The organism is Streptococcus sp. HMSC071D03, from assembly GCF_001812125.1.
Lineage (GTDB): Bacteria > Bacillota > Bacilli > Lactobacillales > Streptococcaceae > Streptococcus > Streptococcus pseudopneumoniae_N.
Genome location: NZ_KV807799.1, coordinates 37654 through 50291, shown reverse-complemented (window position 1 = coordinate 50291; position 12638 = coordinate 37654). Strand labels below are relative to the sequence as shown.

At 39.1% G+C, this 12638-nt stretch carries 12 protein-coding genes; 6 read left to right on the top strand and 6 right to left on the bottom strand.

Features of this window, described 5'->3' with window-relative positions:
- Nucleotides 1–29: 29 nt before the first annotated feature.
- From HMPREF2837_RS08785 to HMPREF2837_RS11265, 3 genes are all read left to right on the top strand, one after another.
- The gene (locus HMPREF2837_RS08785; protein ID WP_049548929.1) at nt 30–164 is read left to right on the top strand and encodes a DUF4044 domain-containing protein; all 135 of its coding nucleotides are present in this window, start codon (nt 30–32) and stop codon (nt 162–164) included.
- Nucleotides 165–239: 75 nt separating this feature from the next.
- Nucleotides 240–1550, top strand: coding sequence for a GTPase ObgE (gene obgE, locus HMPREF2837_RS08780; RefSeq protein ID WP_049548930.1), 1311 nt, complete (start codon nt 240–242; stop codon nt 1548–1550).
- A gap of 9 nt (nt 1551–1559) precedes the next feature.
- Entirely contained in the window at nt 1560–1724 is a 165-nt protein-coding gene (locus tag HMPREF2837_RS11265) for a hypothetical protein (RefSeq protein ID WP_000502583.1), read from the top strand.
- 35 nt (nt 1725–1759) lie between these two features.
- Here HMPREF2837_RS11265 and HMPREF2837_RS08775 read toward each other — a convergent pair whose 3' ends face one another.
- The 6 genes from HMPREF2837_RS08775 to nrdH all read right to left on the bottom strand — a co-directional run bounded on the left by HMPREF2837_RS08775 (nt 1760) and on the right by nrdH (nt 9298).
- Nucleotides 1760–2230 carry an arginine repressor gene (locus tag HMPREF2837_RS08775; protein WP_049548931.1) on the bottom strand — a complete coding sequence of 157 codons (471 nt, stop codon included), beginning with the start codon at nt 2228–2230 and terminating at the stop codon, nt 1760–1762.
- Nucleotides 2181–4520, bottom strand: a complete 2340-nt coding sequence (locus tag HMPREF2837_RS08770) for a Xaa-Pro dipeptidyl-peptidase (protein WP_049548932.1) — start codon at nt 4518–4520, stop codon at nt 2181–2183. Before HMPREF2837_RS08770 ends, HMPREF2837_RS08775 begins: the two co-directional genes overlap by 50 nt.
- 275 nt (nt 4521–4795) lie before the next feature.
- Nucleotides 4796–5563 (bottom strand): DeoR/GlpR family DNA-binding transcription regulator, encoded by a 768-nt coding sequence (locus tag HMPREF2837_RS08765; RefSeq protein ID WP_049548933.1) that lies wholly within the window; start codon nt 5561–5563, stop codon nt 4796–4798.
- Between the two features lie 132 nt (nt 5564–5695).
- Nucleotides 5696–6658: a class 1b ribonucleoside-diphosphate reductase subunit beta gene (nrdF, locus tag HMPREF2837_RS08760; RefSeq protein WP_049548934.1), complete on the bottom strand. Its 963-nt coding sequence runs from the start codon at nt 6656–6658 to the stop codon at nt 5696–5698.
- Nucleotides 6659–6851: 193 nt separating this feature from the next.
- Nucleotides 6852–9011, bottom strand: a complete 2160-nt coding sequence (nrdE, locus tag HMPREF2837_RS08755; protein WP_075230867.1) for a class 1b ribonucleoside-diphosphate reductase subunit alpha — start codon at nt 9009–9011, stop codon at nt 6852–6854.
- A 68-nt stretch (nt 9012–9079) separates the two neighbouring features.
- Nucleotides 9080–9298, bottom strand: coding sequence for a glutaredoxin-like protein NrdH (gene nrdH / locus HMPREF2837_RS08750; RefSeq protein WP_000259242.1), 219 nt, complete (start codon nt 9296–9298; stop codon nt 9080–9082).
- A gap of 363 nt (nt 9299–9661) precedes the next feature.
- Here nrdH and HMPREF2837_RS08745 point away from each other — a divergent pair, with 363 nt between their 5' ends.
- The 3 genes from HMPREF2837_RS08745 (at nt 9662) to udk (ending at nt 12427) form a co-directional block, all read left to right on the top strand.
- Nucleotides 9662–9925, top strand: coding sequence for a phosphocarrier protein HPr (locus HMPREF2837_RS08745; RefSeq protein ID WP_000146952.1), 264 nt, complete (start codon nt 9662–9664; stop codon nt 9923–9925).
- A 4-nt stretch (nt 9926–9929) separates the two neighbouring features.
- The gene (gene ptsP / locus HMPREF2837_RS08740; protein WP_075230866.1) at nt 9930–11663 is read left to right on the top strand and encodes a phosphoenolpyruvate--protein phosphotransferase; all 1734 of its coding nucleotides are present in this window, start codon (nt 9930–9932) and stop codon (nt 11661–11663) included.
- A 125-nt stretch (nt 11664–11788) separates the two neighbouring features.
- On the top strand, nt 11789–12427 hold the full coding sequence (udk, locus tag HMPREF2837_RS08735; protein WP_004253618.1) for a uridine kinase: 639 nt from the start codon (nt 11789–11791) through the stop codon (nt 12425–12427).
- Nucleotides 12428–12638: the final 211 nt, after the last annotated feature.

Sequence of the window (12638 nt, the reverse complement as noted above, 5' to 3'; positions counted from 1 at the left end):
AATAGGGAATTTTAGAAAAGGAGAAAATAATGGCATTTGGTGATAATGGAAAACGTAAAAAAACATTTTTTGAGAAATTGACACTATTCGTCGTTTTGATTATGTTGTTCGTAACCTTAGCAGGTATCTTTGCTACAGCCATCGGTGTATTTAGCAGATTTTAAAATGCTAGATTTTCTAGCAAGTAGTAATAGTTGGTGACTGGGATTTCCCAGCCCTTTTTAAAGTGAGAAAAGAATATGAGTATGTTTTTAGATACAGCCAAGATTAAGGTCAAGGCTGGAAATGGCGGTGATGGGATGGTTGCCTTTCGCCGTGAAAAATATGTCCCTAATGGAGGACCATGGGGTGGTGACGGTGGCCGTGGTGGTAACGTTGTTTTCGTTGTAGATGAAGGTTTACGTACCCTTATGGATTTCCGTTACAATCGTCATTTTAAAGCCCAGTCAGGTGAAAAAGGAATGACTAAAGGAATGCACGGACGCGGTGCAGAAGACTTGATTGTCCGAGTACCTCAAGGTACAACTGTGCGTGATGCAGAAACTGGAAAAGTTATCACTGACTTGATTGAGCACGGCCAAGAGTTTATCGTTGCTCACGGTGGTCGAGGTGGTCGTGGGAATATCCGTTTTGCGACACCAAAAAATCCTGCACCTGAAATCTCAGAAAATGGAGAACCTGGTCAGGAACGTGAGTTACAGTTAGAACTTAAAATCCTTGCGGATGTTGGTTTGGTTGGCTTCCCTTCAGTTGGTAAATCAACTCTACTCAGTGTGATTACCTCTGCAAAACCTAAAATTGGTGCCTACCACTTTACAACAATCGTTCCAAATCTTGGTATGGTCCGTACCCAATCAGGTGAGTCCTTTGCAGTGGCAGACCTCCCTGGTTTGATCGAAGGCGCTAGTCAAGGTGTGGGCTTGGGGACTCAGTTCCTTCGCCATATTGAGCGTACTCGCGTTATCCTTCACATCATCGATATGTCAGCCAGTGAAGGACGTGATCCTTACGAAGATTATCTAGCTATTAACAAAGAGTTGGAATCTTACAACCTTCGTCTTATGGAACGTCCCCAAATCATTGTTGCTAATAAGATGGATATGCCAGAAAGCAAAGAAAACCTTGAAGAATTCAAGAAAAAATTGGCAGCTAACTATGATGAGTTCGAGGACTTACCAGCCATCTTCCCAATCTCAGGTTTGACTAAGCAAGGTCTTGCACCTTTACTTGATGCAACAGCCGAGCTTCTTGATAAGACACCAGAATTCCTTCTTTATGATGAGTCAGAAATGGAAGAAGAAGTTTATTATGGCTTTGACGAAGAAGAAAAACCATTTGAAATTAGTCGTGATGACGATGCAACTTGGGTACTTTCAGGTGAAAAACTCATTAAACTCTTTAACATGACTAACTTTGATCGTGATGAGTCTGTCATGAAGTTTGCTCGTCAGTTGCGCGGTATGGGAGTTGATGAAGCTCTCCGTGCCCGTGGTGCCAAGGATGGAGATCTAGTTCGTATCGGCAAATTTGAGTTTGAGTTTGTAGACTAGGAGATAGCTATGGGAGATAAACCGATATCTTTCCGAGATGCTGATGGAAATTTTGTTTCTGCAGCAGACGTCTGGAATGAGAAGAAGTTAGAAGAACTGTTTAATCGCCTCAATCCAAATCGTGCTTTGAGACTAGCAAGAACTAAAAAGCAAGCTGAAAATAGCAAATCATAAAATAATCCCGTGATGATAGTCATCACGGGATTTTGTTACCGATCAAAAAATAGAGGTGGTGCAAATTGTTTGAGGCGTTCAAAGCAAGATTGAGCTTGTTCTTTATCCTCGCAGATAACCAAACAGACATCATTGCCACAGATGGTAGCCACAACTTCAGGGAAGTTTAGGGCATCTAAGATGGATCCAAAGGATTGCGCCAAACCTGGATAGGTTTTGATGACAACCTGGTGTTGAACAGGATGCATCATGTAGAGGGCTTCCTCCATATACACTTCTAGGCGTTTTTCCCACTTGGATGTAGAGTCAGTGTTGATTGAATAATAGGAGTGTTCACCTTCACGAATCTTAGAAAGATTCATCAGATTGATGTCTCTTGAAAGTGTTGCTTGTGTGACCTGTACTCCGTTTTCAATCAGTAGTTCTTGTAATTCAGTTTGGGTATGAATTTTTTGTTTAGTGATTAGGGCTCGGATGAGCTGGTGTCTTTGCTCGGCTTTGTTCATCTACAGTTACCTCCCTTTTAAAAGGTATCTCAAGATTGGACTGTGCAAGGTCGACAGTCAAGTGATAGTCTGTATTGTCACGTACAGTAATCTCAAAGTCTGTTGTGTAAAGAACGAGACGTACTGTATCGCCTTCTTTTAGTTTGTAAATAGTTGGTTGGAGTTCAAATTGGAATTCCATCCATTCATCTGGCTTGATCTCTTCGATTTTCAATAAACCATGACGATTTTGAAGATTGAGATAGCCTTTGGTGATAACACGCTGTGCATTTAGGCTAAATGGTAGTTCGCAAAGGTTTTCCAGCATGTGGTAACGACCATTATCAATAGTACGAGCAGCCAAAACTCCTGGATATGGTTGTAGGTATTTCTTTTGACCAAGTTCGAGAAATTGGGCAGAGAGAAGACCTTTATTAGTACTTGACTTGAGACGAAGGTTTAGTTTAACACGACCATTGATATGAAGATCTTCAGTCACTGGAAGATCAATGGTAATCTGATTCACCTTACCTTGATACAATTCATTATTAAAGGTTTGGTAGGTCTTTCCAAATCGTTCGAAGTCAGAATCTTGGTAATGATTTTCAATGACAGCTTCTTCAGTACCTAAAGAGAAAGCTTTATGGTCACTTTGATTTCCAAAATCTTCAAGTGACAGCCAGGTTTGAGGAGCAGTATTGTCTTGCCAAACGACTCTTGGAAGTTGGTAGTCAGTTTCTTGCTCCAATAATTTCTGCGTCAAAAGAGTATTCATGGATTCACGGAAATCAATAGACTGCCAGTTGTTCATATAAACATGGGCGCCGTTATGGTAAAAGAGATGTTTTTTAATATTGCTTGGAAGAGCATTGAACATTTGATAGACATGAAGTGGTTTTACATTCCAGTCTTGTGAACCGTGGGTAAAGACAACTTCAGCCTTAACCTTTTGGGCATTGAGTAGGTAGTTGCGGTCATGCCAAAATTGGTTATAATCTCCAGTTTTACGGTCTAAATTTTTCTTCAGTTCTTCTATAGAATCTTTATGAGCCTCGTTTCCACGAATATAGTCACCAGCTAAGAGATTACGAGAATAAGTTAATTCATCTAATGAATCGAAGTCCTCCCCTGGATAGCCACCAGGGCTTGTTACCAGACCATTTTCTCGGTAATAGTTGTACCAAGAAGAAATACCGGCTTCAACAATGATGACCTCTAAACCATCCACTCCTGTGCTAGCAAGACCATTAGACATTGTTCCTAGATAAGAAAGACCAGTAGTGGCGACTTTACCATTGGACCAGTCAGCCTTGACTTGACGTTCACGACTATGGTCTGTAAAGGCACGACAACGACCATTGAGCCAATCAATGACATTTTTATAGGCTTCAACTTGTCGGTAGTCACCATTAATCATCTGACCTTGAGAATCCTTTGTACCAAGACCAGATACGTAGATATTTGCAAATCCTCTTGGAAGGAAGTAGTCGTTAAGTGTGTAGCTGCTATTGATATGAGTCAGTTTTTCTTCGGCTTCTGAAACGAGGTCTGCTTGGCCAACTGGCTCAACAAAACTAATCCTTGGTTCTTCTAAGCCAATCTCGTGAGGTTCTTTGACTGCTAACTCCCCTTCCATTTTGTAAAGAGCTTTATCGCTTGCTTTATCATTGGTTCCTTGATGGTAAGGACTTGCAGTCATGACTGCTGGAATTTTGCCATTGTAAGTCGGACGGATGATGCTAACCTTGACTAAATCAGGTAGACCATCATTATCAGAATCAATACGAGTTTCTACATAAACAACTTCACGAATAACATTGTTAGTTGAGAAAGTAGCCAAACTCTTTCCATTGAAGTAGTGGTAATCATTGTCCTCAGGGATAAGACCATCACTAACTAGCTGATCAATCAAGGTATTTCCCTTTTTAGTGCGCGTGTTAAGGAGTTGATAGAGATTGTCAATCAAATCTCCGTATACAATAGGGAATGCCGTTTCTTTATGAAAAGCTAGACCATCTTCAAAGTCTATTAAGTAGTTGAAACCAAGCAACTGAAAGGTAACAGTATAGAAAATTTCTGAAGTTAATTCACGATCAGAATTGAAGAAAGTGAGTAGATCAGTTTCTTTGTCAACCGCTAAAGTTGTGAGGGGATAATCCGTATTTTTATAATTGAAAAAATAAGTTCTAACAAAAGCTTCAAACTGTTCCTTAGCTGAATCTGTTGGATCAAGCTTGAACCCAAGGTTGGATAATTCCTGTAAAGCTTCTTGCTGGCTTACAGGATAGTAACTGAATTGATTAAAACGCATAGATGCCTCCTTTGAAGAATCATTCTGAATTTATTATATCAAAAAAGCAAGGAAAATGATAGAAAATACAAGTAACTGTTATAATAAACTAAAAAGGAGGACTTCGTGAAATGGAATATAAAAAGACAGATTCGAGGAATCTATTAAATTAAAAATACAGAAATCATAGATTTTGAAAAATAATTGAAATATTTTAGATTGCACGCTTAATATAAAATAAAAAACTAGCCATTGAATTAGTAGCAGTTACTAGATTCTATGACTAGTTGTAGAGTTTAAGGTTTAGACTTGATAATTTTAGTTTGTTTAGATAGGGATAGGAGTGTTTCGTCACTTAATTTAGAATCAGTGATAATAGTATCGATATCTGAAATGTTGTAAAATGTAAAGAAATCAAACTTATCAAATTTGCTATGGTCAGCGAGGAGATACTTTTTATTGGCGTTTTCCAGTGCTAATTTCTGAGCTTCTCCTTCGTCTTCACTAAAAGTAGCGATAGCGTGATCCTTGATACCATTACAACTAACGAAGGCTTTTGAAAATTGCAAATTGGAAATATCTTGGAGGGTTAGAGTGCCTACAAATGCTCCAGTAATTGAACGATAATTACCACCGATTAGAATTAGATCAGTCAACTTACGCTCGTTTAGAATGAGAAATACAGGCAAACTATTGGTAACAACACGGATGTTATCGATAGAAAGCTCACGCGCAAAGAACTCTAACGTAGTACCTGGACCGATAAAAATAGTTTCTCTTTCTTCAACTAAGTGACTAGCAAAGCGAGCAATTTCTTGCTTTTCTGCTGTTTGTAGTCCTTGTTTTTCAACGTTAGAACGCTCATTGTTTAACAAAGAACCTGTTCGAAGTTTTTCAGCTCCACCATGAACTCGAACCAGCAAATCCTTATCCGCTAACTCTTGTAAATATCGTCTAGCTGTCATATCGGAAATATCAAGGCGATTCATAATCTCTTTAACAGTGATAGTCCCTTTTGTATTAACAATTTCTAAAATAGTATCTAGTTTTTCTTGCTTAAGCATCGGATCACCTCCATATCTATTACTATAATACCATAAACTGGAAAATCAATCAATGTAAAGAACAAAAATAAACAAAAACAAAAAAACATCTGAGTTTTTAAACAAAGTCAGATGTTTTCGTAAAGTCTTGTATTAATCTAGACCATAGTTATAGTCATCATCTTGCATAGCTTCAACTTCACCAAGTAGATAACCATTACCAACTTGAGAGAAGAAGTCGTGGTTTGATGTACCAGTTGAAATACCATTCATAACGATAGGGTTGACATCGTCAGCTGAGTCAGGGAAGAGAGGATCTTGCCCCAAGTTCATAAGGGCCTTATTAGCATTGTAACGAAGGAAGATTTTAACTTCTTCAGTCCATCCAACTCCGTCGTATAGGCTTTCAGTATATCCTTCCTCGTTCTCATAAAGAGTATAAAGGAGATCGTACATCCATTCTTTGAGTTTTTCTTGCTCATCTTCTGGCAATTCATTGAAACCAAGTTGGAATTTGTAGCCGATGTAGGTTCCATGAACTGATTCATCACGAATAATCAATTTGATAATTTCTGCTACGTTGGCCAACTTGTTGTTTCCAAGATAGTAGAGTGGTGTAAAGAAACCAGAGTAGAAAAGGAAGGTTTCAAGGAAAACACTAGCTACTTTCTTCTCAAGAGGAGTTCCGTTTAGGTAGATTTCGTTGACGATCTCAGCCTTCTTTTGTAGGTAAGGATTGGTATCAGTCCATTCGAAAATTTCATCAATCTCAGCCTTTGTATTCAAGGTAGAAAAGATTGATGAATAAGATTTTGCATGGACAGATTCCATAAATTGGATGTTATTGAAAACAGCTTCCTCGTGAGGCGTACGAATATCAGCACGAAGGGCTTGAACACCAGTTTCTGATTGCATGGTATCAAGAAGGGTCAAACCTCCAAAAACTTTACCAACAAGGTCTTTTTCCTTGTTAGAAAGCTTTCTCCAGTCATCTAGGTCATTTGACAAGGGAATACGTGTATCAAGCCAGAATTGCTCCGTCAGTTTTTCCCAAGTTGATTTGTCGATGACATCTTCGATGGCATTCCAGTTAATGGCTTTGTAGTAAGTTTCCATTTGAAATCTCTTTCTGTGTTTAGTATTGCGAACTCACAATTATCTCTATTTTATCATAATCCTAGAGGAGTTTCGCACAAAAAGTCGGAAGCCCGACTTTTTTGTTTTTCCATAGTATAGATGCTTATTCCAGTTTAGTTTAGCTCGGTAAATGAATACTTATCTGAGAAAATGTAGTTTCCTCAAGCAAAGATTAAATCACACAGCTCTCACATTGGTTAGCACCGACTTCTCCACCATCATCGGTAAAGGTACGGACGTAGTAGATAGACTTGATACCTTTGTTGAAGGCATAGTTACGAAGGATAGACAAGTCACGTGTCGTTTGTTTGTTTTCTTTTTTCCATTCGTAAAGTCCAGTCGGAATATCACTACGCATGAAGAGAGTGAGTGAAAGTCCTTGGTCTACATGCTCAGTTGCAGCTGCGTACACATCGATGACCTTACGCATATCCATGTCGTAAGCAGAAGTATAGTAAGGGATGGTTTCTGTTGACAATCCAGCAGCAGGGTAGTAGATCTTACCAATTTTCTTCTCTTGACGTTCTTCGATACGTTGCGTAATTGGGTGGATAGAAGCAGAAACATCGTTGATGTAGCTGATCGAACCATTTGGCGCTACAGCAAGGCGATTTTGGTGGTAAAGTCCATCTGCTTTAACTTTATCACGAAGTTCAGCCCAGTCAGCAGCAGTAGGGATAAAGATATCTTTGAAGAGTTCTTTAACACGGTCTGATTTCGGAAGAAATTCTCCAGTCAAATACTTATCAAAGTAGCTTCCGTTAGCATAGTCTGATTTCTCAAAGTTGTGGAAGGTAACACCACGTTCACGCGCGATGTTATTAGATTCTACCAAGGTCCAGTAGTTCATAAGCATAAAGTAAATGCTTGTAAACTCAACAGACTCAGGGGATCCATACTCAATCAGTTGTTGGGCAAGGTAGCTGTGAAGTCCCATAGCACCAAGCCCAAAGGTGTGAGCTTGGCTATTTCCATGGTCGATAGTAGGAACAGCTACGATGTGTGAACTATCTGTAACAAAAGTCAAAGCACGTACCATTGCACGGATAGAGCGACCAAAGTCAGGTGAAGTCATCATGTTGACCACGTTTGTTGAACCAAGGTTACATGAGACATCAGTCCCCATTTTAAGGAATTCTTGAGCATCGTTGATAAGACTTGGTTCTTGGACTTGAAGAATCTCAGAACACAAGTTACTCATGATGATCTTTCCATCAACAGGATTTGCACGGTTAGCAGTATCAATGTTGACTACATAAGGATAGCCAGATTCTTGTTGCAACTTAGAAATTTCAGTTTCCAAATCACGAGCCTTGATTTTTGTCTTACGGATGTTTGGATTTGCTACTAATTCATCGTATTTTTCAGTGATATCGATGTAGTTGAAAGGCACACCATACTCTTTTTCTACAGAATAAGGACTGAAGAGGTACATTTCTTCATTTTTACGTGCTAATTCGTAGAATTTATCTGGTACAACAACACCAAGCGAGAGAGTCTTGACACGAACTTTTTCATCGGCATTTTCCTTCTTAGTTGAAAGGAAGGCGATGATATCTGGGTGAAAGACATTGAGGTAAACAACCCCAGCACCTTGACGTTGCCCCAATTGGTTTGAGTAAGAGAAACTGTCTTCGAAAAGCTTCATAACTGGTACGACACCAGAAGCAGCACCCTCATATCCTTTGATAGGAGCTCCAGCTTCACGAAGATTGCTGAGGGAAATTCCCACACCACCACCGATACGTGAAAGTTGAAGAGCAGAGTTGATAGAACGTCCGATAGAGTTCATATCATCTGTTACCTGGATCAAGAAGCACGATACCAATTCACCACGACGCGCACGACCTGCATTCAAGAAAGAAGGAGTAGCAGGTTGATAACGTTGGTGGATGATTTCGTTGGCGATATCGAGAGCAATCGCTTCATCACCATCTGCGAAATAAAGGGCGTTAAAGAAGACGCGGTCTTCCATGCTTTCAAGATAGTACTCCCCATCATTAGTCTTCAAAGCATATTGATTATAGAATTTATAGGCAGCCATGAAAGACTTAAATTGGAAGTTCTGATCCTTGATAAATTGGTGTAGTTCTTCCAAAAATTCTGGACGGTATTTCTTGATAAATGCTGTTTCAATATAGTTATGTTCAATAAGGAAGTTAATTTTATCCGTAATTGAATGAAAAACCATTGTATTATGTACAACATTTTCTTTAAAGAAGGCTTCAAGAGCTTCCTTGTCTTTGTGAAGCATGATTTGTCCATTCACAGGACGGTTAATTTCGTTATTAAGACGGAAGTAAGTCACATCTTCAAGTTGTTTTAATCCCATAAAAAATCCTTTATCTAATTACAAAAGAAAGGCTTCTAAGGTAGACATAGAAGCTTTTGTCCTGATTCTTAAGCAAGTTGTTTGAGTTTACCTGGTTGGAAACCAGAGAAAACTTCTGTCGGTGTCTGAATAATAGGAGCAGCACTAAAGCCAAGCTCTTTTACTTGATCAATGTATTCAGGTTGTTCATCAAGATTGATTTCTTTATATTCAACATTATTACTGTCTAAAAAACGTTTCGTCATTTTACATTGGACACAGTTGTTTTTAGAATATACGGTTACCATTTCTGTAACTCCTCTTTAAAAAATTATTACTTTCTTAGTATATCAGAAAAAAAAACTTTGTCAACTTTCTAAAACTAAATCTTGTGTAATTGTTTTACCGATTTTACCTACAAACACAATATATAGTGTGGGTTTTGAAAGCAACTAGCGAAAAAGCATTATTTCAATGATTAGGATTTTCACCAAAACTACATACTGTGTTTTGTTAAATTTAATAGAAGATTTTCAGCAAGTTATCTGAAAGGAAATTGAAGAAAGTCCATAAAATACTTGAAAAATATCAATGAAGGTGATATAATACTAAATTGTAAGGGTTATCAGATATGTAACTCAACAAGAAAACTATTAAAGGAGAGTCAAACTATGGCTTCTAAAGATTTCCACGTAGTGGCAGAAACAGGTATTCACGCACGTCCAGCAACATTGTTGGTGCAAACTGCTAGCAAATTTGCTTCAGATATCACTCTTGAGTACAAAGGTAAATCAGTTAACCTTAAATCTATCATGGGTGTAATGAGCCTTGGTGTTGGTCAAGGTGCTGACGTTACAATCACTGCTGAAGGTGCAGACGCTGATGACGCTATTGCTGCAATCTCAGAAACAATGGAAAAAGAAGGATTGGCATAAGGAAATGACAGAAATGCTTAAGGGAATCGCAGCATCTGACGGTGTTGCAGTTGCAAAAGCATATCTACTCGTTCAACCGGATTTATCATTCGAGACTGTTACAGTCGAAGATACAAATGCAGAAGAGGCTCGTTTGGATGTTGCTCTTGAAGCTTCTCAAAACGAGCTTTCTCTTATCCGCGAGAAGGCTGTAGGTACGCTTGGTGAAGAAGCGGCACAAGTATTTGACGCCCACTTGATGGTTCTTGCTGACCCTGAATTGATCGGTCAAATCAAAGAAACTATCCGTGCTAAGAAAGTGAATGCAGAAGCAGGTCTGAAAGAAGTTACAGATATGTTTATCACAATCTTTGAAGGCATGGAAGACAACCCATACATGCAAGAACGTGCAGCGGATATCCGCGACGTAACAAAACGTGTATTGGCTAATCTCCTTGGTAAAAAATTGCCAAACCCAGCTTCTATCAATGAAGAAGTGATCGTGATTGCTCACGACTTGACTCCATCTGATACAGCTCAATTGGACAAAAACTTTGTAAAAGCTTTTGTAACAAACATTGGTGGTCGTACAAGTCACTCAGCTATCATGGCTCGTACACTTGAAATTGCTGCTGTTTTGGGTACAAACAATATCACTGAAATTGTCAAAGATGGTGACCTTCTTGCTGTTAACGGTATTACAGGTGAAGTGATTATCAACCCTACTGAAGAACAAGCGGCTGAATTTAAAGCAGCTGGTGAAGCTTACGCTCAACAAAAAGCTGAATGGGCACTCTTGAAGGATGCTCAAACAGTTACTGCTGACGGTAAACACTTCGAATTGGCTGCCAACATTGGTACTCCAAAAGACGTTGAAGGTGTTAACGAAAACGGTGCAGAAGCTGTAGGTCTTTACCGTACAGAGTTCTTGTACATGGATTCTCAAGACTTCCCAACTGAAGACGAACAGTACGAAGCGTACAAGGCTGTTCTTGAAGGAATGAACGGTAAACCAGTTGTCGTTCGTACAATGGATATCGGTGGTGACAAGGAGCTTCCTTACTTCGATATGCCACATGAAATGAATCCATTCCTTGGTTTCCGTGCTCTTCGTATCTCTATCTCTGAAACTGGAGATGCAATGTTCCGCACTCAAATCCGTGCTCTTCTTCGTGCTTCTGTGCACGGTCAATTGCGTATCATGTTCCCAATGGTTGCGCTTTTGAAAGAATTCCGTGCAGCTAAAGCAGTCTTCGATGAAGAAAAAGCAAACCTTCTTGCTGAAGGTGTTGCAGTTGCGGATGACATCCAAGTTGGTATCATGATTGAAATTCCTGCAGCAGCAATGCTTGCAGACCAATTCGCAAAAGAAGTTGACTTCTTCTCAATTGGTACAAACGACTTGATCCAATACACAATGGCAGCAGACCGTATGAACGAGCAAGTTTCATACCTTTACCAACCATATAACCCATCGATCCTTCGTTTGATCAACAACGTTATCAAAGCAGCTCACGCTGAAGGTAAATGGGCTGGTATGTGTGGTGAGATGGCTGGTGACCAAACAGCTGTTCCACTTCTTGTCGGAATGGGCTTGGATGAGTTCTCTATGTCAGCTACATCTGTACTTCGTACACGTAGCTTGATGAAGAAACTTGACACTGCTAAAATGCAAGAATACGCTAACCGCGCTCTTACAGAATGTTCAACAATGGAAGAAGTTCTTGAACTTTCTAAAGAATACGTTGACTTCGATTAATCAAGTACAAATCCTTGTAGCTTCTAGCTATGAGGACTTTTTCTTCTCTTTTTGTAGAAAACTCCATCTGTAAAATTTATCAAAAATATGGTAAAATAGACAAGGGAAAATACAAGGAGGCTACAATGCAAAATAGACCAATCATTATCGGAGTAACAGGGGGATCTGGAGGAGGAAAGACAAGCGTATCTAAAGCAATCTTATCGCATTTTCCAAATGAGAAAATAGCTATGATTGAGCATGATTCCTACTATAAAGATCAATCACATCTAACCTTTGAAGAACGTATCAAGACCAACTATGACCACCCTTTTGCTTTTGATACTGATTTGATGATTGCGCAAATCAAAGAGTTGTTGGCAGGACGTCCAGTTGATATTCCTACCTACGACTATGCTGCCCATACCAGAAGTTCTAAAACCTATCGTCAAGAACCCCAAGATGTCTTTATCGTAGAAGGAATCTTGGTTTTGGAGGACAAACGTCTTCGTGATTTGATGGATATCAAGATTTTCGTAGATACAGATGATGATGTCCGTATTATTCGCCGTATTAAACGTGATATGGAAGAACGTGGTCGTAGCCTGGATAGCGTTATTGACCAGTATCTTGGTGTGGTAAAACCCATGTATCATCAATTTATTGAGCCAACAAAGCGTTATGCAGATATCGTTATTCCAGAAGGAGTGACCAATACAGTAGCTATTGATTTGTTAACAACAAAGATTGAAAAGATTTTAGAAGAAGCACGTCTTGCCCAATAATAAGCAGATAACAAGGCTGTGGGAAAGTAAAGATTTTATCAAGATTGAATCTTTTTCTCATATCCGTGAATCTTTACAATCATGCTTTTAGATAGAGAAAAATATTGTTTCAAAGGATTTTTTGACTCTTTAAGATTCACTAAATGCTGGAGCAGAGTTTCAGCGCAAATAAAAATCGAGAGTGGGACAGAAATCGGTAATTCGTTAGAAT